Consider the following 22,068-nt stretch of genomic DNA (forward strand, 5'->3'; position numbering starts at 1 on the left):
CCCATCTCCCGCTTGACGACCACCCCCGAGCTACAACCGACAAGCAACCGCCCGCCGGAATTCGCGCCGCGCTCCCCGATGCACCGGGATGCACCCGGATGCACCGCACCAGCAACGTCTCCCATCCACTCCCCCCACCGCCGCACATCGAGTCCGCCGGAACGGGCCGGATCAGCCGTGGGTGACCTGCTGCTGCCCGGCGATGGACAGCTCGCTGAGAAACCGTTCCAGCGCACCGGCGTCCAGCGATTCCACGAACGCGAGCGCGGCCGACCGGGAACGGGCGGCGATGTCCGCGTAATGCTGCGGATCGTCCAGCAGGCGCCGGACCGCCGCGGTCCACGGGCCGATGTCCTGCGGCGGGATGGACGGGACCGGGCGGGCTGGATCGGCGTGCACGTCGTACGCCTCGATCCGCCGGACCGGCAACAGGTACGGCACGCCGAGCTTCGCCTCGACCAGGCCCGCCACCCCGCTGGCCACCACCGGGATGCCCCGCAGCATCGCGTCGATGCAGGTGAAGCCGAACGTCTCGTCCCACAGCGACGGCATCACCAGCACCTTGGTCCGGCGCAGGACGTCGTCGATGTCATCGGCCGGCGGCAGCACCGTGATGTTCGGCCGCGACGCGAGCGCAGTACGGTCCTCCGCGGTGGCGCCCCAGGTCGGCACCGCCAGGAAGGGCACGCCGGACAGCGAAGCCGCCAGCGGCAGGAAGATGTCGATGCCCTTGTAGGCGCACGGGTTCACCATGGTGACGAAGGCACCGTCGCCGGCGACCGCCGATGGGATCGGCGCGTAGACCGACGGATGGATCAGTGCCGAGGGCAGGCTCGCACCGTCCATCAGGTAGTCCTGGATGGCCCGGCTGATCGACACGATCCCGGCTGTCCGGCGGAGCAGCCGGGTGCCGGCCTCGCTCGGATAGAAGGCAGCGGGACCGAAGGGCAACTGCTGGATCGTGTACGCGATGTAGACCACCCGTCCGGGCGCGGCGGCCAGCGCCGCGGCGAGCACCATTCCCCCCGGGTCGTCGGACGGGACCACCACCCGGTCGGGCTCGACGTCGGCGATCGTCCGTCGCACCGCCCGGGCCAGATGCGAGGGCTCGATGACAGCGTGCCCGTGCACGCCCGCGAACCGGTAGGTGAGAACACCGTTCTCCGGCCGGATGTCGGTCACTCCGTGCTGGGCCAGGTACTCCTCGAGCGCGGGAACGTCACTGCCCCGGAGCGCCCCGGTCAGCGGTGCGACGACGTGACACTCGTGACCGCGGGCGGCGAGCTCCTCGGACAGGATCCGATTCGCCTTGTTGGCGCCGCCGTGCGCCGGCAGATGGAACATGTTCTGCGCGACGACGATTCTCATGCCGGTTCTCCTCCGGAGCGGACGGCCGGCGTGCCGGACCGGCTCTCGATGGCCTCGACGGCCCGTTCGACGGCCCGCTCGGTGCTGTCGTCCGCGAGTTGGGCCGCCGCCCGGGCCGCGTAGCCGGTGTCGCCGACGAGGCGCCGCAGGTCGTCCACCGGCCCGGGACCGGTCCAGGCCGCCGGCGGCGCCCATTCGGCCAGTCCCAGGGCGGCCAGCCGGCTCGCGTTGTCCGGACGGTCGAGGCCGTGGGCGAGGATCAGCTGCGGCGTTCCGGTCCGTAGCGCCCGCATCGCGGTACCGATGCCGCCGTGGTGCACCACCGCCGCCGCGTGGCGCAACGCGGCCGACAAAGGGATCTGCGGGATCCAGCCGACGTGCGCCGGCAACCGGTCCGGCAGCAGGTCGCGGTGCGGGGTCACGACCACCACCGGCCGCTGCGCACCGCCGGCGACCGCCACCGCGGCCGGGTAGAAGTCGTGGTGCAACATGCGGCCGGTGCCGCCGGTGACCAGCACCGGCCCGGGAGCCAGCAGGGCGGCGTACTCCGCCGGTACGTCTTCGGCGTGCTCCTGGTCGCCGGGGACGAACCCGGTGACCACCGTGCCGGGTGGCGCGGGCAGGCCGGCCCGGTCGAACCACTCGGGCCAGAGGGCGAGGGTGAGGTCGGCCGAGTGCAGCCAGCGGTCCCAGTCGTCGATCGCTGGCAGCCCGAGGTCGCGGCGAATTTCGGCGAGGTCCGGCGCCAGCCCGTACGTGACGCCGTAGGTCATGATCTGGTCGGTGATCAGCTGCGAGGGGTACAGCGCGATCCAGGCCGTCCTCGCCCCGGTCAGCTCGGCCGCCATCAGCATCGAGACGGCCGATCCGTACCGACCGAGAATGACGGTGTCACCCGGATCGTCCAGGGCGCGTAGCACCTCCACCTCGAACCGGCACTGCTCCAGCAGGCCGTTGCGCCGGTAGAAGTCGCGCAGATCCCTCGGGCCCCGCATGCTGAGCAGTTCGGGGGTGCGGCGAAGGTGACGTCCGTAGTCCTCGGCATTGTCCAGGGCCACGAACTGCAGGCCCGCTTCCTCGGCCGCGGACGCGTACGGCGCATGGGTGAGCACCGCGACGTCGTGGCCACGTTCGCGCAGGCCCCGCCCCAGTCGAACGAGCTGGCCGATGTCGCCGGCGGTGCCGTGCGTGACGATCAGGACACGGCTCATGGCTGACGTCGCTCCCGGACCAGATCGAGCACCCGCGCGGCCACCTCGTCCGGGCCTCGCCCGTCGGTGTCGACCACCGGTCCCCGCTCGGCCAGCCCGTGGTAGGCCTTCTCGTACCGTTCGAGCTGCTCCAGCCGCCACGGCCGGGCGCCGGTGTCCACCGTGTCCGCGTCGATGCGCCGGCGGAGCTCACTCGACGAGGCGTGCAGGGTCACATGCAGCACGTCCAGCCCACGCCGGCGCATCCCGTCCAGAATCTCCGCCTGGTAGTCGAGATTGAGCACCGACATCGGCATCAGCACGGTGGCGTGCCGGCGGGCCCGGCGGGCGGCGCCTCGAACGGTTCCGGTCCGCCACATCGGGAGATTCTGGAAATCGCCGGGCTGGAAGATGCCGAGCGTCCGCTGCAGAAGCCCGCCGTATACCTCCGGGTCGTACGTCGTGGCGTCCTCCAGGCTCGGGTGAAGGCGAGCAACGGTGGTGGATTTGCCGACCCCGAAGGGCCCGTTGAGCCAAACGATCACTGGTGGTTCTCTCCTTCTGCCGGCCCGGCGGTGGCGACGACTCCGCCGGCATCCCCGCGGGCGGCGCCATGGTAGGCGGTGCAGTGCATTTCGTACATCCGGGCGTAACGGCCGCCAATCCCCATCAATTCGTCGTGGGTGCCCAGCTCCGTCAATCGGCCGCGATCCAGCACGACGATGAGATCGGCCGACCGGACCGTGGAGAATCGATGCGAGACCACCACGGTGATGGTGCCGAAGCGTTCGGCCAGCGTGCGGGACAAATGAGCCTGGCGGGTGAAGATCTCGTCCTCGCTGGGAGCGTCGAGCGCCGCCGTGGGTTCGTCGAACAGCAGGAGAAGTGGCGTGTCGCGCATGTTGCCGCGGGCCAGGGCGACCTTCTGCCACTGCCCGCCGGAGAGATCGACGCCGCCCGGCAGGAGCGGCCCGACCGGCGTCTCCAGTCCAGCCGGGAGGCGGGTTTCCAGATCGGTGGCGGCCGATCGATCGAGCGCCGCCCGGACCAGGTCGGCGTCGTCGATCCGGGGTAGGTCGCCGACGCCCACCGCTTCCCGGAGCGAGACCTGGTAGCGGCCGAAGTCCTGGAAGGCCGCGGAGATCGCGTCCCGCCATCGCGGCTGCAGATCCTCGACCGGCACGCCGTCGATCAGCAGCCGGCCCGAGGTCGGCGGGTAGAAACCGGCCAGCAGCTTCACCAGCGTCGACTTGCCCGAGCCGTGCTCGCCGACCACCGCCACCACCGATCCGGCCGGAATGTCGAGCGTGATCCGCTCGAGGCACGGATCGGCGGCGCCCGGATAGGTGAAGCTGACGTCGTGGATCGCGATCCCGGTGGTCAGCCGGTCGGGCATGGGGAGGTCGCCACCGCGCCAGGCGCGCCGGGAGTACGACTCGAGCCAGCGGTACGGACCGGTCACCGCGGCCGCGGTGAGCACCCGACTGACCACGTAGAGCAGACGTTCGATCATGCTGCGCAGCTGGCCGACCAGCGTCACCACCATGATGAGGTCGCCGATGGTGCGCTGCCCGGTGGCGACCAGACGGACCACGAACACGAGCGCCACGACGTAACCGAGCACGACGACCGCCCCGCCGGCGCCGGCCAGGGCCGCCGACCGTATCGAGGCGGCGACCTGGATGCCGGAAGCCCGTTGCCAGGCTGCCGTGGCGAGCCGCATCACCTCGCCGTGCGCGGACGCGGCCCGGACCTGGCGGACGGCCTCCGGCTGGGTCACCACCTCGTGGAGATGACGTTCCAGCCGTTCGTCCTCGGCGGCCCGGAGTGCGGCCCGGCCGAGCCGCCCGTACGCAAGGGCGTTGAGTGCACCCGCGGGCAGCATCAGCAGCAGCATCAGCAGCAACGCCGGGTGGACCGCCGCGAGCAGGACCATGGTGGCGAGCACCCGGATCACCGAGGAGACCACATCCACGGCGGCCCAGCCGCCCTCGGCCAGCAGGGTGCCCCGGCCCTGGACGAGGCTCAACCGGTCGGCGTAGCTCGCCCGTTCCAGATGTTCCAGGCCCGGCAGCGCCGCGGACATCTGCTGGATCTGCGGATCGAACTCGAGCCGCCCCACCCGGTCGGCGATGTCGAGCCGGGTCTGGAACTGGACGAAGTCCCCGACCGCAGTGAGCGCGAACGCGATGGCGGTGACCGCCGCGCCGGCCAGCGCGGCACCGGGCCGCCGATCCGTCGCGCTGTCGACGACGGCACGGATCCCGACCGCGGTCAGCACAAACATCGCGTTCTGGACGAGCACCAGTCCCAGCACGACCAGGGTCCGGAACCGGTCGACGGCCCACGAGCGGCGCAGGACCAGCCACCACGTCACGACGCCGGAACCTCCGCGCCGGACGCGGTTGCCGGTGCGGCGAAACGGTCGGCCTGCAATCGGTACAGGCGGCTGTACGTGCCCCGAGCCGCCATCAACTCGTCATGGCTGCCGGATTCGGAGGCGACTCCGCCGGACAGCACCACGATCGTGTCGGCCCTCCGCACGGTGGCCAGGCGGTGCGAGATCAGCAGCACACATGCCCGGCGGGCGACGTCGTGGATCCGCGAGATCACCTCGGTCTCGGCGTGGATGTCGAGGTGGGCGGTCGGCTCGTCGAACAACACGATCCGCGCGCCGGCCCGCACCGCGAACAGCGCGCGGGCCAGGCCCACCCGTGCCCATTGCCCGCCGGAGATCTCCACCCCGCCGGTGCGGTCGGGCGAGAGCGGGGTGTCCCAGCCGGCGGGGAGGCGAGCCACGAGCTCGTCGAGGCCGGCCTCCCGGACCGCGTCCTCCAGATCGCTCGTGGACCGATGCGCGGGTGCGGCCAGCCGTACGTTGTCCCGGAGCGAAAGGTGATAGCGCAGGGGATCCTGGGCCGCGACGCACACCAGCCGATGCCGGTCGGGACGCCCGGTCAGCGGGACGCCGTTCAGGGTGATCTGCCCGGCCCGGGGCTGGTACAACCCCGACACCAGCTTGGTCACGGTGGTCTTGCCGACCCCGTTCAACCCGACCAGCGCGGTCAGCCGGCCGCGAGGGACCACCAGGTCCAGGCCCCGCAATACGTCATGGCGGGAATAGCCGAACCGGACCCGGGCGAGGCGCAGCGCCTCGGCACGGCCGGCGTCCGGCACCGCCTCGACCGGCCGCACCCCGGCGCTCGGCGACATCGCGGCGGGCGAGCGGTGCCGCAACTCCTCGAGGGCCCGGGCGGCGGGCAGCCCGTCGGCGTAGTCGAGGATCTCCTGGGCCACGAAGGCCCCGCTCGCGGCCGCCCACACCGCGGCCAGGTCGGTCGCCAGCCGGTCCAGGCCGAGCTCACCCCGGGCCGCGGACCACGCCAGCACGCCCATCACCACGCCGGTGCCGCCGGCCAGGATCAGCGCGCGCAGCCACTGCCGCCGCAGCACCCGGCGCCGGGCGGCGTGGTGCGGGGTCAGGTGTGCCTCGGTCGCCGACCGGTACCGCGCCTGCATCCAGCCGGCGAGGCCGAAGATCCGCAGTTCCTTGGCCACCTCCGGGCCGGTGAGCATCGCGGCCCAGTAGCCGGCCAGCCGCCGGTGCGCCACCCCGTCCGTCCAGGCCGCCGCGGGCAGCAGCGCATCGGCCGCCTGCAAGCGGCGGATGACCAGAATGGTCAGCAACAACAGCGCGGCGGACAGGGGCGCGTCGCGCGCGACGACGATCACCGCCAGGATGTTGGCGAGCAGCCGCGACCACAGACACAACAGTCCCCAGACCGCGGACCCCGAGGTACGGCCGGTCCGGTTGGCCGGCTCGCCGGCCGCGCGGACGATCAGCTCCTGGTAGCCGGGGTCCTCGAGCATCGGCAGGCTGGCCAGTTCGGACACCGCGGCCTCGACGGCACGCCGGTGGGCGCCGTCCACCCGCCGGGTGAGCGCGAGACGCAGCGGCTCGACCGCGAATTCCACCAGCTGGGCGGCGATGAGCAGCACCGCGAGCGGCAGCAGGGCGCCGAGGACGGCGGTCACGGGCTGCCGCGTGCCGGACATGTCCACGAGTTTGCCGACCAGATCACCCGCGACCACCGCCACGGCCGCCGGCACCAGGGCGCGGCCGGTGAGGATGCCGATCGAGAGCAACCGCAGTGCCGGACCGGTACCCGCCCAGAGGCGAAGTACGAGCCGACGGTCCGAGATCGGCACCCGCGCCGGCTCAGGCATCGTCCACCAGAGCCTCGGGCGCCTCGAGGAGCCCGCGCAGCCCGGTGAGAAACGCGGCGGCCTCGCGACCGTTCAGGACGCGATGGTCGTACGCGAGTCCGAGATGGACCACCCGGCGCGCTCGCGGTTGCCCGTCCTCCAGCACACACCGTTCCTGCACGGCCGGCAGCGAGACGACGCAGGCCTGTCCCGGTGGGACCAGTGGCCGCGAGAACACCACGCCGTCCTCGGGGGCCAGGGCGAGCGTGATGTTGGCTCCCCGCAGAATGTTCTCGCTCAGGCGCGCGTGCTGCGATCGCTGCCTCAGCTCGGTCAGCCGGGCGGCGACCTGACCGAGCGTGGCCCGGTCGGCGTCGGGCACGACCGGAACCGCGAGGCCCGATCCGACATCCACGGTGACCCCGACGTGGGCTCCGGGCCGGACCCGAGGCGCGGAGGGATCATCGGTGCCGGCGAAGGCCCACGGGAAGTCCGCCCGGAGACGGCCCAGGGCGAGGACGGTCAGCTCGGTCAGCCCGACCATCGCCCGGACGCGACGACGGGCCACCCGCGACGCTGCCACCGCCGCATCCACGCCGACCTCCATCACCAGGAACGCGGCCGGGATCTCGAGATGCGAGCGGGCCGCCGTGGCCGCCACCGCCGCCTGCCCGCGCGGCAGGCGCACCGGTTCGCCGTGCGGCGCGACGGCGACCGTCGGCCGGTGGGCGGCCGGGGCGACGGCCCGGACGTCGTCGGCCCGGATGACGGCCTTGCCCAACGCGTGCAGGGCGGCCGTGGAGACACCGAGTTCCTCGGCGAGCCGCCGGGCCGGCTCGGTGATGACCGGACCGGCGGCCGCCGCCGGGCGATCCGTGGACTCGGCGCCCAGCACGACCGCGGCGGGTGGCTGGTGCGTACCGGAATCGTCGGCGGCTGCGCCCTCCGGGACGATCCGGGCCACGATCTCGCCGACCCGGCACCGCTGCCCCGCCGCCACCGCGTGCATCGCCCGGCCGGCCGACGGGGCGGCGATCTCCTCGACCGCCTTGGAGGTCTCGACCGCTACCAGCGCGTCTCCCTCGGCCACCGCGGCGCCGTCCTGGACCAGCCATTCGAGAACGACGTAGTCCTCGTCGAGGGTGTTCAGCCGGGGGGCCCGGACCTCATTCGCTGACCGCATGGCGTACCCGCTCCATCACTCGGTCGACATTGAGCAACACGGCTCGTTCCAGATGTGCCGCCGCGGGGATCACCTCGCCCTCCGAGTGGGCCAGCACCACCCGGCGGCCGGCGCCGAGCCGGTAGGCGACCTCGGCGCCCCACGTGCCGCCGGGCAGGCTCTCCTCGACCACGACCACCGGCACGCCCGGCGGAAGCAGTCCGTTGACCGTCTTCTGGTCGAACGGGTGGGTCCGGGCCAGCACGAGGATGCGGCAGACGACGTCCTGGGTGAGCAGCAACCGGGACGCTGCCTCCAGCACCCGGTTCGCGGTGCTGCCGCCGCAGATCACCACGCAGTTCACCACGCCGGCGTCGACGTCGAGCACGGCAACACCGGGCTCGGGGCCGACGAGCTCGCCGGTGAACAGGCCCCCGGGCGGCCCGGGCGTCCAGGTCGGCTCGGTGTACGAGACCTTGTCCTCGAAGAGCAGACCCGGCCGGCCCTCGGCCAGCATGGAGCTCAGCACCGAAGCGCTGCGATGGGCCGGGGACAATTCGTAGACGGTGAGACCGGGCATCCCGATGAAGTGCTTCTGCAGGCTCTGGCTGTGGCTCGGGCCGTAGCCGCGCCGGCCCCCGGACGGGCACCGGACCACGAGCCGCACCGGCCACGGGGCGCCGTACGTGCCGGCCGCGGTACTCGCCGCGTACAGGATCTGGTCGACGGCGAGCGTGACGAAGTCCGAGAACATCAGCTCGACGACGGCGGTGTGCCCGGCCAGGGCGAGCCCACTGGCCGCGCCGACCATCGCGGCTTCGCTGATCGGCGTGGACCGGACCCGGTCCGGGAAGCGGCTGGACAGACCGCGTGTGATCTTGAAGGCGCCACCGTACGGGTCGAGCACGTCCTGCCCGAGCAGGAACGCCTCCGGGTCTTCGGTGAACAACTCGTGCAGAGCCGCCCGCAGCTCCTCGCCGAGGCGCTCACCCCGGCCGGTCACGACCACCGCGCCTCAGGACGCGCCAGCACCTCGGCGATCGCCCGGCCGACCCGCTCGGCCTCGGCGTCGCTGACCTCGTCCCACTCGCGTTCACCGGCGGGACCCGACCGGAACCAATCGGCGGCCCGGACCCGCTGCAACTCCGCTTCGCCGCGCGTGTCGTCACCCTTGCTGTGCGGTCCCACCCGTACGGTTCGGAACTCCAGCACCGCCGGCGTGCCGGACCGGACGCCCGCGACAACCGGGGTCACCACGGGACGCAGGACGTGCGGCCGCATGTCGTCCAGCCGGACATGCCGGACACCGAATGCCTCGGCCCGGCGGCCGATCGATCCGGCGGTGTGCGCCGCGGACGGCGTCGTCTGCGCGATGCCGTTGTTCTCGACGACCACCAGCAGCGGCAGCGACCACAGCGCGGCCAGGTTCAATGCCTCGTACACGGCGCCCTCGCCCCAGGTGCCGTCGCCGACGTAGACACAGGCGAGCCCGCCGGCTCCGGCGTGCTGATGGTGCAGCGCCGCGCCGGCGGCCACCGGCAGGGATTGGCCCTGGACGCCGAGCGACCGGAATCTGCCGGCCCGCAGGTGCTGGCTGCCGCCCACGCCGCCGCTCGCCCCGCCCTCGCGTCCCAGGATCTCGGCGAGCAGGCTCCGCAGATCGCCACCGTGGGCCAGGAAATGACCGTGGCCCCGGTGGTTGCTGAACACGTCGTCGTCGCGCCGGATCAGCGGCGCGAGCGTCACCGGGACGTATTCCTGACCCAGGCAGGTGTGGGTCGTTCCGCCGAGCAGTCCGTCCGCGTACAGCTCGTGCAGCCGGAGCTCGAGGTGCCGGATGCGCATCATCAGGCGCAGATCGCCGAGATCGTGACGCTTCGGCGCCCTGGTCGTCGCCGCGTTCGTCATGGCGCTTCCGGGTGGTCCGCCAGCAACCGGTGGATCATCGCTTCCACCGTGCGGATCGTGATGTCGTCGGCGAAGAGCTCGTCCATTCGCAGCTCGACGCCGTAGCGGTCACGGACGAGCGCGAGCATCTGGACCAGCGACAGCGAATGACCGCCGAGATCGAAGAAGTCCTCGTCGTCCGACGTGGGTTCGCGGTGCAGGACGGCGGTCCACAGTGCCCTCAGCTCGGCCGGGTCGGGGAGGGTCGTCCGGATCGCCGGTTCCGGCCGCCACGCCGGGTCCGCGCCCGCCGTGGCGGTCACCGGGCACCGGCCAGATCGCCGACCACGCCGGCCACCGCGACGACCGCGGGGTCGGCGAGCAACGAGCCCGGCGCGTCGATCGGATGCAGCACGACGTCGTCGGCGAACGGCTGCCACGGGTCGGCTCCGGGATAGAGGTCGGCCGCGGCCCGGATGACGTGCAGCGCACCCCGGTGGATGCCGGGGACGTAGCTGCCGGACGCCGCGTCGTTGGCCGCGCTGACGTCGAGCATGCGCTCGAGTCGTTCGATCGGGAAGCGAGGCGGGAGCACCCGGCGGCGGACCGCCTCGGTCTTGACCTGTTCGAGCGCCTCGGCGCGCGGGCGTGCGGCGAGCTGTCGCCAATCCAGGTCGAGAAAGAGGGTCTGCTCGATGAGCACTCGCCATTGATTTCCGTTCGATTCCGGGGTGTAAACCGGGCTGGAATCGACGGTCACGACTGCGGAAATGGGCACCGGAAGTCCCTGGAGACGCTCTGCCGTCGCCACGGCGAGCACGCCGCCCAGACAGTAGCCGAGCAGAATAGTCGGCGCGCCGGAAGATTGGTGGGCGATATCGGCGGCATAACGATCGGCCATCAGGGCGATCGAGCGGTCCGGGCCATCCTGCTCGAGGCCCGCCGATTGCACCCCGTAGACGTCGAAATGCGCGGCCAGATAATCGGCCAGCCGCCCGTACGGGGCTACGCTGCCACTGAGCGCATGAAAGCAGAGGACTGTGCCTCGTGACCGCGCTGCCTGCTGCAGCGGCACCACAACCGATGCCCGCGAAACAGACTCCGGCACGCCGACCAACACATGCTCCCTCCCCGTAGCACGATAGTCGTGCGGAAGCTCGGCCCTTTGCTCATTCTTGCAGAAGGGCCACGGCGGTCAATATAAACAGATACTCCAGCCAATACAAGGAGTCAGCCCGAACGATCACCTATCGGGATTGCGGTCGCTGTCCGCACACGAATGATCACGTAGAGTGGTGATCGGTGCGGTCCGGCGCTCACCCGTCACCCGTTGCGCAACGGCGGCGATCTATGCTTCAATCCCCGGTGGCGGATGGCGGGGGTTGTCCGGAACATGCTCGACGATTCACCGGCGTCTTCAACTATCACCGTCGCAGCGTTTTACGCGGCGAAATGCCGGAATGGATCGGGGGCGGCATATGGTGACCACCGACGAGTCTGCGTGCATTGAGGCACGCCAAAACGGAATCGATGTCCGGGATCCGCTCACCGAACCGATTACGGTGCTCCTGCCCTGCGCCGGCGAGGGGTCGCGATTTCGGGCCCCGTATCCCAAAGAATTGCATTGCATAGCGCGCGGAATGACCGCTCTCGACGCGGCCTTGGCCCCCGTGGTCGACCTGGCCCGGAACTGCCCGGTTCGATTGGTCGCGGTCGCCGGCCCGGGCCGTGAACCGACGCTGGAGCGGCTGTACCCGTACGGCGAGATCCTTGATCTTTGGATTACTTTTCAGAACGACCGCCACGGATCGGAAATGCCCGGAGCACTCCGGGCCGCACGCGACCTCATCTCCGAGCGCGTGCTGGTCGTCCTGCCGGATCAGCACTTTTCCTGGACGCCGCAGGCAAATCCGCTTGTCGACTGCGTGGCCGCTCTGCGAACCGGGGATTGGGGTGTCATCGCCGCACCGCCCGGTACTCGCCCGCTCTCCGAGGACGGAGCGCTGGCGGTGACCGCCGGCCCGCACGGGCTCCGGGTGACCGCGGCGGCCGAGAAGCCGCCGGACGACACCGGTTTCGACGCCGCCTGGGTGGTCCTCGGGTTGCGCCGCTCGGCCTGGGACCGCCTGCCCGACGTGTTCCGGCGTACCGCCGTCAGCCCGCTGATCGGCGCGCCCGTGGTGTTCGTGGACGGTTACCGGCACCTCCACGTCCCGGACAGCGTGAACGGGACCAGCACATCATGACGGTGGGCACTGGGCACGTGGTGCTCGATGCCGGCAGCTATCCCGTCGACGGCGCTCGAATCGGCGGCATCGGCCTGCGGATCTGTGAACTGGCGGAGACCCTGGCGGAATTCGTGCCGACCACCGTGATGGCCGAGAGCGTCGCGGGTGCCGTGCCGGCCGGTCGTGCCCGGATGGTGTCCTCCCGGTCCTGGCCCGAGCTCGCCGATCAGGCCGACGCGGTCATGTTCTTCGACGGGGGCTCGACCCGGCGCCTGCGCGAGGCGCAGGAACATCGGTGTCTGGTGATCGTGGAGAACGCCCCGCCGATCGAGCAGCTGGAGTACCCGTCGCTGCGATCCGCGGCCGACCCCGGCGCCGTTCACCGGCGGCTGGTCGACGACTACACGGCACAATTGCGCGCGGCCGACCACTTCCTCTGCCGGTCCGCCGTCGAACGCCTCACCCTGATCGCCAATCTCTGTCTGGTGGGCCGGTTGAGCGCGGCGGCGCTGGATCGGTCCCGGACGATGGATCACCTGATCTCCCTGGTGCCGATCGGCTTCAGCGCGTCGAGCGCGCGACGCGCCGCCCGGGCCGATCCCCGGCCGGGGCCGGATCTGTTGTGGACCGGCGGCCTCTGGGCCTACTTCGACCCGGTGGCTGTGGTGGAGGCGATAGCGCTGTGCCACGAGGCGGCGCATCCGGTCAGCCTCGGATTCCTCTACGGCCAGGCGCAGCCCGACAACGCGGTGGTGGTGGACGAGGTCGTGGCCGCGATCCGGGCCCATCACCTGGAGGACTGGGTCGAGCTCCGTTCGGGGCCGATGTCGCACCTGCACCGGGACGGTGCGGTCAAGGGAGCGAAAGCGCTGGTCAGCGTCGCGAGGCCGGGGATCGAGAACGACACCTGCGTCCGCCTGCGGATACGCGACAGCCGGCTGTACGGACTTCCGATGTTGTGCGACAGCTTCGGTCCGACGGCCGTGGAAGCGGCAGCCGACGGGCTCGGCGCCGCGGTCGACCCGCGTGACCGCGGCGGGCTCGCCGCGAAGATCATGACCCTCACCACAGAGAGCAAAGCTCATGACACTCACGGACCGATCGGCCAGTACGACTACACCCGCAGCACCGCCCGGTTCCTCGACTGGCTCCTCGACGCGATCGCCCGGCGCGGAGCGAGGGTCTGACGACACCGCGTCCCGGATCTGGCACAGCTGGACACCGGTCCGGCAGCGTACGCGGCCGGCCATCGTCCGCGGCGCCGGCTACCACGTCTGGGACGACGCGGGGCGGCGCTATCTCGACGCCACCTCATCGGCGCTCAACGCGGTCTGCGGGTACGGGGAGTCCCGGATCGAGGCAGCCGCCCGGACGCAGGCCGCCCAGCTTCACCACTTCGAGCTGTCGCGGTTCACCCATCGGCCGGCGGCGGCGCTCGCGGAACGGCTGACCGGCCTGCTCGGCGGACCGCTCACCCGTACGGTTCTGGTCAACAGCGGCTCGGAGGCGGTGGAGGCGGCCGTCCGCATCGCGATCGACCTGTGGCCGCTGCGCGGCGAGCCGCGTTCCCGGGTGGTGACGCTGGAACGCGGCTATCACGGCTCGACGGCGCTGTGCCAGTCGCTGTCGGGACTGCCCCACCTTGCCAATCGCTACCGGGACCCGATCCCGGTCACCCGCGTGCCGCTTCCCCGCGAGGGCGCCGCGCTGCGCACCGCGGACGGGCTGGAGCGCGCGTTCGAGCTGATCGAGCAGGCCGTCGCCGAGCCGCACGAGGACGGGCCGCCGGCCGCCGTCGTCCTCGAGCCACTGCTGAACGTGGGCGGCGGCATCGTCCTCCCGCCGGGCTTGCTGGCCCGGCTGCGCCGGCTGTGTGATCGCACCGGCGCCTTGCTGATCCTGGACGAGGTTTTCACCGGCCTCGGCCGGACCGGCGCCTGGTTCGCCTCTCAGCATGAGGACGTACGGCCCGACCTGATGGTCCTGAGCAAGGGCCTGAACGGCGGGTACGCCCCGATCGGGGCGGCGGTCGCGGCCGGGCACCTGGCCGAGGACTTCGCCGCCGAGCCGGTCGTCGGCGGCCTGCGGTACGGGCACACCACCTCCGGCCATGCGATCGCCTGCGCCGCCGCCCTGGCCACCCTCGACGTCATCGAGGAGGACGGCCTGGTCGCCCGGTCCGCCCGGCACGGCGCCGACCTGCTCGACGCGCTCACCGCCGGCGCCACCGGTCCGCTGGTCACCGACGTACGGGGGCGCGGCTTGGTCGTGACGGTGGAAATGGCCGACGCCGATCTCGCGGCGCGCCTCGTGCAGGCGGCCACGGCTCGCCGACTGCTGCTGCGACAGCAGGGGCGGGCCGTGATGGCCGTACCGCCGCTCACCATCGACGAGACCGGTGTCCGGGAGATCGCCGAGTCGGTGGCCGGCGCACTGGACGACGTGCGGACCGGGGGCCGGCCGTGAGCGACGACGCCACATCGCCGGCGGCCGTACGCCGGATCATCGACGCGATCGCTGACCTACGTGCCCACCGTCCCCTCGCCGAGTCCACGATCCGCGGCATCGTCGACGACTACCTGGGCGGCCGGGTCACCGATTACCAGATGTCGGCCTGGCTGGCCACGGTCGCCTGCACCGGCCTGGGGCCGGCCGAGACCGCGGCTCTGACAATGGCGTACGTCGACAGTGGACTGCGGCTCACCCACTCCGGGGCCGGGCGGGTCGTCGACAAGCACAGCACCGGTGGGGTCGGGGACAAGGTCAGCCTCTTCGTCACGCCCGTGGTGGCGGCCTGCGGCGTCCCGGTGGTCAAGGTCTCCGGCCGCGGACTGGGTTTCATGGGCGGCACGGTGGACAAGCTCGAGTCGCTGGCCGGCCTGCGACTCGATCTCTCCGCCGCCGAGGTTGCCGACACGTTGAAGGCCGTGGGCATGGTGATCACCGGGCAGAGCGACGAGCTGGTCCCCGGCGATCGAGCCACCTATGCCCTGCGGGACGTGACGGGCACCGTCGAGAGCATGCCGCTCATCGCGGCCAGCGTGATGAGCAAGAAGATCGCCACCGGGGCGGCCGCGGTCGTCCTGGATGTGAAATGCGGTGAGGGTGCCCTGGTTCCCGGCCTGAGCGAGGCACGGACGCTGGCCCGGCTCATGATCGACATAGGCCGCGCGGCGGACGTGGAATGCCGGGCCGTGCTGACCGACATGGACCGGCCGCTCGGGCGCGCCGTCGGCAACGCCGCCGAGGTACGCGAGGCGATCCAGGCACTGCACGGCGAGGTCTTCCCCGGCTATCACGAGGTATGCCGGGAGATCGCCACCCAGATGGTGAGCCTGGGCCGCCCGGAACTGGAGCTCGCGGCGTGTGCGGATCTCGTCGACCGGGCGGTCGCCGGCGGCGAGGCACTGCGCACCTTCCGCCGGTGGGTCGAACACCAAGGCGGTGACGTGGCTCAGATCGACGACCCGGACCGGCTGCCGAGTGCCCGCAACGAGATCGTCGTACCGGCCACCGAGGACGGCTGGGTCACCGCGATCCGGCCGACGGAGATCGGCAAGGCCGCGCTCTGGCTCGGGGCGGGACGTTTCCACCCCCAGGCCTCCCTCGATCACAGCGCGGCGGTGCTGCTCGACCGCCAGGTCGGGGAACAGGTCACGGCCGGCGAGCCACTGGCCCGTCTTCTCTGGAACGGCGGCCGTCCCGACGAGGCCGAGAAGGCGGTCCGCGCGGCGTTCCGGATCGGCGGCCGACCGCCCGCGAGCAGCGGCGCGGTTCTCGAGGTCGTGAGCGGGTCCTGACCGCCGCCGCACCTGCGGGTGCAGTCGCCCAACGGCGGCCAGTCGGAGGCACCTCCGGCCGACCGCCCGATGATTGGAGTGAAGTGTGATGACAATCGACTCGTCGGACCTCCTGAAGAAAGCGGAGAACGTTCCCACCTTCGACGACGTTCCGTGGGACTTCCCCGTCGCCTGGGATCCGGGCGGCGGGGAATCGGACGGACGGGCGGCGGTCCGCGAGGTCGTCCACCGCTACCAGCGGCACGGGTTCGCCATCGTGCAACTTCCGCGCGGGACGACCGGTGAGCACTCGCTCGCCCCGATCGCCGAGGCGCTGCGGCTGGGAGCTCCGTTCGTGCCGCCGCTCTACCGGCTGAACGGCAACACGCCGCCCGTGGTGTCGCGGATCTCCGCCGGGCTGAACGTCTCGACCCCGGACGCCACTCATCCCTCGTTCGGGCGGACCAGCGGGCAACGCCTGCACACCGACGGCACCCTGCAGGACATCGGGGAGATTCGGACCACGCTGCTGCTGTGCCAATCGGTGAGCCGGACCGGGGGCGACACCCGCCTGTTCAACGCCACCGCGGCCTACGCCGGGTTGCTGGCCACCGATCTGCCGGCCGCCCTGGCGCTGGCCACGCCTGGCTGCCTCGTACGCCGAGCCACCGTCAACGGCAGCGACGACTTCAACGCGGGGCCCGCTTTCGCCGTCGTCGACGATCAATTGGTGACCCGCTATTCACTGACCGACACCGACCGGTGGGAGGTGCCGGACGGAATTTCGGCCGACGATTTGTGGCGCGGAACCGCGTACCTCGAAAAATGCGCGGAGGATCCCACGCTCTACCGCGAGCTGCGGATGGCGCCGGCCCAGGTTCTGGTGCTGGCCAATGCGCGACTCGCACACGGGCGGACCGCTTATACCGACGATCCGCGGCAGCCGCGATGCATGTTCCGGACCCTGCACGAGCGGGAGCCCTCTCCGGAGCTGACCCCATGCCCGTAGCGGACGGCGGGACCGGCGTCACCGCCGGCTTGAGCCCACCGCGGGCGCGGCGCGACGGTCGGGTCCTTCTGCTGGCCGGCGGCGCCGGCGGCCTGCTCCTCCTGGTGCTCGGGTGGGTCGTCGACCGGTGGGCGACGCCGGGCGTCGACCGGTGGCTCGCCGGCTCCGGCGGGGGTTCCGGCTCGACGATGCGAAGCGTCGCGGACACCGTCTCGTCGGCCGGCGGACTGCCCTGGTGGTGGCTCGCCTGCACGATCCTGTTGGTCGGCTCGTTGCGGAAGAGGCAATGGTGGACGGCGGCCGCGGCGGCGGTGGTGGCGCTGGTGGCCGGCTACGGCCGTACGGCGCTGGCGGAGTGGATCGCCCGCCCGCGGCCACCGTCGGCCGGGCCGGACGCGTACCTCAACTCCTTCCCCAGCGGCCACGCCGCCCAGGTCACGACGGCCGCCGTGGTGCTGAGCGTCTGGGCCTGGTACCACCTCCGCGCGGCAGCGCCGGCCATCGTCATCGGCTCCGCCGTGTGTGCCATGGTCGTGGGTGTCAGCCGGGTCGTCACCGGACAGCACTGGGCCACCGATGTGGCGGGTGGCTGGTTGTTCGGAGCCGCGGCGCCGATGCTGCTGCTCGGCGCGGGAATATGGGCGGACGCGGCCCGGAACGACAATTTGGAGCCGTCCGCCCCATTCCCGTCGGCGTGATGTCCGCTATTCTTCCGGGGTGAGCGAATCCACCTCTCAGCAAACGTCCGAAAATCGTTCCGATCGGGCCGCGAAAAAGGTCATCCTGCCGTCCGGCGGATTAGCCACGCGCCTGCTCCCGGCCACCAAATCAATTCCCAAGGAATTGCTGCCGATCGTCGACACGCCGATTCTTGAGCACCTGCTGCGGGAAGCGGGCGACGCCGGCATCACCGACGCGCTGGTGATCACGGTGCGCGGGAAGGAGGCGATCAACGACCATTTCGACACCGACCCCGCGTTGCTCGCGCACCTCGGCGACCGCTACGAGCGGCTTCTCGCCGGGACGCTGGACATCATCGACCGGATCACCGTCCACAGCGTGCGCCAGGGCGGGGCGACCGGCATGGGGCTCGCCGTACACCGCGCCCGCCGGCATATCGGGAACGAGCCCTTCGCGGTCGTCACCGGTGACGAGCTGCTCGACCGGGAGGCCGGCCTGCTGACTCGCATGATCGAGCTGCAGGCGGCCCGCGGCGGCATCGTGCTGGCGGTCAGCCCCGTGCCGGACGAGCTCGTACCGCTGAGCGACATGGCCGCGGTCAGCGAGGACGGCTCGGCCGAGCTGTTCACGGTGACCGACGTCGTGAAGCGGCCCCGCCTCGAGGACTCCCCGTCCCGGCTGGCCCTGGTCGGCCGCTACGTGCTGCCGCCGGAGATCTTCCCGGTGCTCGGCCGCACCGCCGCCGACGCGGGCGGCGAGGTGCAGCTGCCGGACGCGATGGTCGAGCTCGGCCGCGCCGGCGTGCCCATCCACGCCGTCCGGTACACCGGCGCCCGGTACGACGTCGCCACCCGGCTGGGCCTGCTGACCACGGCGATCCAGTTCGCCGGGCAGCGCGACGACCTGCGCGACGACCTGCTCGCCTGGTTGAGGAGCTACCTCAACGCCCAGATGCCCCAGCCCGTCGGCTGACCCAGTGCCCGCGGACGGTCATCAGCCGTCCGCGGGCCCTACCGGCGCGGTCTCGGCCAGGGCTTCGATGCGACGGCCATCAGTCGTCCGCGTGCCCTACCGGCGCCGTCTGCGCCAGTGCCTGGGTGAGGGCCTCGGTCAGCTCCGCCACGGTATGGAAGGCGAACACGACGCGCAGCGGAAGCTCGTGGCCCGTGTGGTCGCGGACTCGCGCCACCAGGCGGGCGGCCGCGAGCGAGTCGAGACCGAGATCGAGCAGCTGATCGTCCGGGTAGATCTCGTCGAGGTCGAGAATTTCGGCCAGCGCGTTCCGGATGAAGGCGTCGACCTGTGCGGCCGCGGTCATCGCGACGCCTCCCCCGCGGCGTCGTCCTGGCCGAACTCGGCCAGCCGGGCCGCCAGCAGGGCCGGCGTGGGCGCCTCGTAGACGTCCCGCAGCGACAACGTCAGACCGGTCGCCGCGCGTACCCGGGCCGAGAGCCGGGCCGCCAGCAGCGAGTGACCGCCGGCGTCGAAGAAATGGGTGTGCGGGCCCGGCTCCGGATGTTCCAGCAGAGCGGCCCACAGGCGGATGAGCGCCTCCACCGTCGGCTCGACCGCCCCCTCCGGCTCGGTGTCGTCAGCCGGGATCGGCGTCGCGGGATCCGCCGTCTCCATCGCCTCCAGAGCACGCCGGTCGAGTTTGTCGTTGGCCGTTCGGGGAAGCCGATCCACCAGCCGGAGGGAAGACGGTACGGCCGCCTCCGGCAGTCGCCCGCGCAGCCAGGACCGGATCTCGGTGGGGTCCGTTTCCGCCGATCCGGTACGGATGAACCCGGCGAGCGACGCCTCGAGCCCGGTGCCGCGCCGCACCACCGCCACCTCCAGCACGTCGGGATGGGTGAGCAGCGAGGCCTCGACGGCATCGAGCTCGATCCGGGTGCCGCGTACCTTGACCTGGCGATCATTGCGGCCGGCCAGGCGCAGCCGACCGTCGAATCCCCAGCTGCCGAGATCACCGGTCCGGTAGACCCGGCCCAGCAGAGGATGCCGGACGAACCGGTCCGCGGTCTCCTGCGGGCGCCCGGCGTAGCCCTCGGCCAGGCTGCCGGCCAGCCACACCTCGCCCGGCAGCCCGGGTGGCAAGGGCTCGCGGGCCGCATCGAGCACGTACGCCCGCCGCCCGGTCAACGGACGCCCGACCGTGATGTCGGTGGGGTCCTCGACCAGCTCGCCCGTCGCCCAGACGGTCGCTTCGGTCGGTCCGTACACGTTGAACAGCCGAGCGCCCGCGCCAACGAGCGCGGCGGCCAGATCGGAGGTCAACGGCTCGCCACCGCACAGGGTGGTCACGCCGGCCAGCGCATCGCGAGCCAGCGACGGCAACAGCAGTCGCCACACCGTCGGTGTCGCCTGTACCAGGGTGGGCGCGGCGTTCCAGAGCGATCCGGTCGCGTCCTGCTCCAGTCCCACCGGCTCGGCGAAGGGCAGCAGGACGTGGCCCCGCACGAGCGGGAGCACCAGCTCCAGCACCGACACGTCGAAGGTGAAGACCGTTGTCCAGGCGGTACGCCGGGACGCCTCGGGGCCCAGCAGGTCAGCCATGGCGGCGATGGTCGACTCCAGCTCACCGTGCCGCACGCGGACGCCCTTGGGCCGCCCGGTCGTACCGGACGTGAAGATCACGTAGGCGAGAGATTCCGGGCCGGCGACGGCACCGGGACGCGTGCCGTCCAGCCCCTGGCGCTCGTCCGACTCCCCCACCGCGTGCGGCTCCCCGACCCCGCCCGGCAGCGATTCGGCCGGTCCCGGCTCGGCGGCGATCAGATGCGGGCGGCCGTCGCTCCACCAGTCGTTGGCGTCCGCCAGCCCGTCGTCGCTGACCAGCACGACCACGCCGGCGTCTTCGCATTGCTCGGTCGCGTGCACCGGCACTCCATCCGGGGAGAGCGCGAGGAAGGCCGCCCCGGCTGCCCACACCGCGAGGACGGCGGCGGCCAGCGCCGGCCCGCGCCGCATGCGCAGCGCCACTACGTCGCCCGGCTTCACCCCGGCGTCGATCAGCCGGTCGCACAGCTCGCCGGCCGCCCGGTCGAGCGCCCGCCGAGTGATGACCGTCCCATTCACCTCCACCGCCGGCGCGCCCGGGTCCGCGGCGGCCAGCGTCGTCCATCGGTTCAGCAACCCGGGGCCCGGGGCGCTCTCGGACGAGCCGGCCGGAGCCGTCACCGCCCTGTCGGCGGCTGTCCAGAAGTCCAATGACCGCAGCGGACGGTCCGGGTGCTCGGCCGCCGACAGGAGCAGCTGTTCCATCCGGGCCAGGAACGCCTCGACGTACGGCCGGTCGAGCACCTCGGTGCTGAACGCGGCGCTGAGCACCAGCGACTTCTCGAAGTGCTCGACGTACAGCTCCAGGTCCAGCCGGCTGACGCCGTGATGCCAGCGCCGACGCTCGATCTGGCGCGCCGCTCCGCCCCCGATCCAGGCATCCCGCGAGGTACGGGGGATGTAGGTGAACAGGTAGCGGAACAGCGAGGTACGCCACGCCCCGGCGCCCTGGCCGTGCGGTGCGAGGCTCAGCCCGTCCACCGCGGTATCGCGGTGTTGCAGCCCGAGCAGGACGGCGTCACGCGTGTGTTGCACTGCGCTCTCCATGCCCAGGCCGAGGTCGATCCCGGTCAGGATCGGCAGAGTGTTGACGTGATAGCCGATGGCCCGCAGCGTGTCCGCCGTACGCAGGTCCACCGGCAAGCCGATGGCCAGCCGAGGATCCGCGCCGTGCCGCTGGAGAGCCACCGCGAACAAGGCGAGCAGCACCACGTTGTCACTTGCTCGGGACCGGTGTCGCAGGGTGGCCAGGGCATTCGACGCCGCCGGTGACAGGCTCCGCGACACCAGCGAGCCACGGAACGTCGGGCGTTCCGGGTCGGGCCGGGCTCCGTTCAGCGGTGAGCGATCGGGTGACATCTCGGCCAGGGCGGTCTGCCAGTACCGGACCTCGTCCGCCCGGGGTTCCGCCGGCGCGCCGAGATCCGGTGCGGACGGCAGCGTCAGCCCGAGGCGTCCGGCGCTCATGCTCTCGTAGCCGAAGGCGACCTCCTCCACCAGCAGTTCCGCCGAGCGGCCGTCGAAGACCACGTGGTGCGCCGTGAACAGCACCGCGCACCCGTCCCCGAGCAGCCACAGGCCGACCCGGAGCAGCAGATCGCGCTCGAGGTCGAACGGCCGGGCCACGAACGCGCGCATCGCCTCGTCGAGCTCGTCGCCGTATGCGGCCGTCTGCACCTCGACCGTGACGTCCAGCTCGGCGAGGTCCCTGATCCGGCGCACCGGGACGCCGTCCTGCTCGGTGAACGCCGAGCGCAGTTCCGGGTGGCGGGCGATCACCGATTCGACCACGGCGCCGAGCAGGGTGCTGTCGAGGTAGGCGTCGCACTCCAGCCCCACCGCCACGTTCGCCACCGCTGACCCGGGGTCGAGCTGGTGCAGCATCCACATCGCCCGGGATCCCGGGTCGAGCGAGCGCCACGAGCCCGCGGCCGGTTCGGACTGTGAGGATGACATCGATTCACGCCTTCCAGGCAGAGATTTCCGCGTCTGACCGCAT

General features: G+C 71.9%; 19 protein-coding genes. 7 read left to right on the forward strand and 12 right to left on the reverse strand.

Annotated elements, in window-relative coordinates:
• Positions 1-171: 171 nt before the first annotated feature.
• The 10 genes from ACFQS1_RS16155 to ACFQS1_RS16200 are packed head-to-tail and all read right to left on the reverse strand — an operon-like array spanning position 172 to position 10,933.
• Entirely contained in the window at positions 172-1,368 is a 1,197-nt protein-coding gene (locus tag ACFQS1_RS16155) for a glycosyltransferase family 4 protein (RefSeq protein ID WP_378968724.1), read from the reverse strand.
• A complete protein-coding gene (locus ACFQS1_RS16160; RefSeq protein ID WP_378968726.1) occupies positions 1,365-2,579 on the reverse strand; it encodes a glycosyltransferase in 1,215 nt (404 codons plus the stop codon). The genes ACFQS1_RS16155 and ACFQS1_RS16160 overlap by 4 nt, the downstream gene beginning before the upstream one ends.
• On the reverse strand, positions 2,576-3,103 hold the full coding sequence (locus ACFQS1_RS16165) for an ATP/GTP-binding protein (RefSeq protein WP_378968729.1): 528 nt from the start codon (positions 3,101-3,103) through the stop codon (positions 2,576-2,578). Before ACFQS1_RS16165 ends, ACFQS1_RS16160 begins: the two co-directional genes overlap by 4 nt.
• A complete protein-coding gene (locus ACFQS1_RS16170; RefSeq protein WP_378968732.1) occupies positions 3,100-4,935 on the reverse strand; it encodes an ABC transporter ATP-binding protein in 1,836 nt (611 codons plus the stop codon). The genes ACFQS1_RS16165 and ACFQS1_RS16170 overlap by 4 nt, the downstream gene beginning before the upstream one ends.
• Complete coding sequence (locus ACFQS1_RS16175) at positions 4,932-6,785, reverse strand: ATP-binding cassette domain-containing protein (RefSeq protein ID WP_378968735.1); 1,854 nt, start codon at positions 6,783-6,785, stop codon at positions 4,932-4,934. The genes ACFQS1_RS16170 and ACFQS1_RS16175 overlap by 4 nt, the downstream gene beginning before the upstream one ends.
• The gene (locus ACFQS1_RS16180; RefSeq protein WP_378968737.1) at positions 6,778-7,947 is read right to left on the reverse strand and encodes a 2-oxo acid dehydrogenase subunit E2; all 1,170 of its coding nucleotides are present in this window, start codon (positions 7,945-7,947) and stop codon (positions 6,778-6,780) included. The genes ACFQS1_RS16175 and ACFQS1_RS16180 overlap by 8 nt, the downstream gene beginning before the upstream one ends.
• The gene (locus tag ACFQS1_RS16185) at positions 7,931-8,929 is read right to left on the reverse strand and encodes a transketolase C-terminal domain-containing protein (protein ID WP_378968739.1); all 999 of its coding nucleotides are present in this window, start codon (positions 8,927-8,929) and stop codon (positions 7,931-7,933) included. The genes ACFQS1_RS16180 and ACFQS1_RS16185 overlap by 17 nt, the downstream gene beginning before the upstream one ends.
• Positions 8,926-9,834, reverse strand: a complete 909-nt coding sequence (locus ACFQS1_RS16190; RefSeq protein ID WP_378968742.1) for a thiamine pyrophosphate-dependent dehydrogenase E1 component subunit alpha — start codon at positions 9,832-9,834, stop codon at positions 8,926-8,928. The genes ACFQS1_RS16185 and ACFQS1_RS16190 overlap by 4 nt, the downstream gene beginning before the upstream one ends.
• Entirely contained in the window at positions 9,831-10,136 is a 306-nt protein-coding gene (locus ACFQS1_RS16195; RefSeq protein ID WP_378968744.1) for an acyl carrier protein, read from the reverse strand. The genes ACFQS1_RS16190 and ACFQS1_RS16195 overlap by 4 nt, the downstream gene beginning before the upstream one ends.
• Positions 10,133-10,933: a thioesterase domain-containing protein gene (locus ACFQS1_RS16200; RefSeq protein WP_378968746.1), complete on the reverse strand. Its 801-nt coding sequence runs from the start codon at positions 10,931-10,933 to the stop codon at positions 10,133-10,135. Before ACFQS1_RS16200 ends, ACFQS1_RS16195 begins: the two co-directional genes overlap by 4 nt.
• A gap of 358 nt (positions 10,934-11,291) precedes the next feature.
• Between ACFQS1_RS16200 and ACFQS1_RS16205 the strand changes: the two genes are divergently transcribed.
• The 7 genes from ACFQS1_RS16205 to ACFQS1_RS16235 all read left to right on the forward strand — a co-directional run bounded on the left by ACFQS1_RS16205 (position 11,292) and on the right by ACFQS1_RS16235 (position 18,482).
• On the forward strand, positions 11,292-12,059 hold the full coding sequence (locus tag ACFQS1_RS16205) for a glycosyltransferase family protein (RefSeq protein ID WP_378968749.1): 768 nt from the start codon (positions 11,292-11,294) through the stop codon (positions 12,057-12,059).
• Positions 12,056-13,228 (forward strand): hypothetical protein, encoded by a 1,173-nt coding sequence (locus ACFQS1_RS16210; RefSeq protein WP_378968751.1) that lies wholly within the window; start codon positions 12,056-12,058, stop codon positions 13,226-13,228. Before ACFQS1_RS16205 ends, ACFQS1_RS16210 begins: the two co-directional genes overlap by 4 nt.
• Positions 13,125-14,507: an aminotransferase family protein gene (locus ACFQS1_RS16215; RefSeq protein ID WP_378968754.1), complete on the forward strand. Its 1,383-nt coding sequence runs from the start codon at positions 13,125-13,127 to the stop codon at positions 14,505-14,507. Before ACFQS1_RS16210 ends, ACFQS1_RS16215 begins: the two co-directional genes overlap by 104 nt.
• Positions 14,504-15,841: a thymidine phosphorylase gene (locus ACFQS1_RS16220; RefSeq protein ID WP_378968757.1), complete on the forward strand. Its 1,338-nt coding sequence runs from the start codon at positions 14,504-14,506 to the stop codon at positions 15,839-15,841. Before ACFQS1_RS16215 ends, ACFQS1_RS16220 begins: the two co-directional genes overlap by 4 nt.
• Positions 15,842-15,929: 88 nt before the next feature.
• Entirely contained in the window at positions 15,930-16,829 is a 900-nt protein-coding gene (locus ACFQS1_RS16225) for a TauD/TfdA family dioxygenase (RefSeq protein ID WP_378969110.1), read from the forward strand.
• Positions 16,820-17,527: a phosphatase PAP2 family protein gene (locus ACFQS1_RS16230; protein WP_378968759.1), complete on the forward strand. Its 708-nt coding sequence runs from the start codon at positions 16,820-16,822 to the stop codon at positions 17,525-17,527. Before ACFQS1_RS16225 ends, ACFQS1_RS16230 begins: the two co-directional genes overlap by 10 nt.
• 19 nt (positions 17,528-17,546) lie before the next feature.
• Positions 17,547-18,482, forward strand: a complete 936-nt coding sequence (locus ACFQS1_RS16235; protein WP_378968761.1) for a UTP--glucose-1-phosphate uridylyltransferase — start codon at positions 17,547-17,549, stop codon at positions 18,480-18,482.
• Positions 18,483-18,561: 79 nt separating this feature from the next.
• Here the strand turns inward: ACFQS1_RS16235 and ACFQS1_RS16240 are convergent, their stop codons facing one another.
• Both ACFQS1_RS16240 and ACFQS1_RS16245 read right to left on the reverse strand, forming a co-directional pair.
• Positions 18,562-18,828, reverse strand: a complete 267-nt coding sequence (locus ACFQS1_RS16240) for a phosphopantetheine-binding protein (protein WP_378968763.1) — start codon at positions 18,826-18,828, stop codon at positions 18,562-18,564.
• Positions 18,825-22,025, reverse strand: coding sequence for an AMP-binding protein (locus tag ACFQS1_RS16245; RefSeq protein ID WP_378968766.1), 3,201 nt, complete (start codon positions 22,023-22,025; stop codon positions 18,825-18,827). The genes ACFQS1_RS16240 and ACFQS1_RS16245 overlap by 4 nt, the downstream gene beginning before the upstream one ends.
• Positions 22,026-22,068 lie beyond the last annotated feature (43 nt).

The sequence above is a fragment of the Paractinoplanes rhizophilus genome (genome assembly GCF_042664765.1).
Classification (GTDB): Bacteria; Actinomycetota; Actinomycetes; order Mycobacteriales; family Micromonosporaceae; genus Actinoplanes; species Actinoplanes rhizophilus.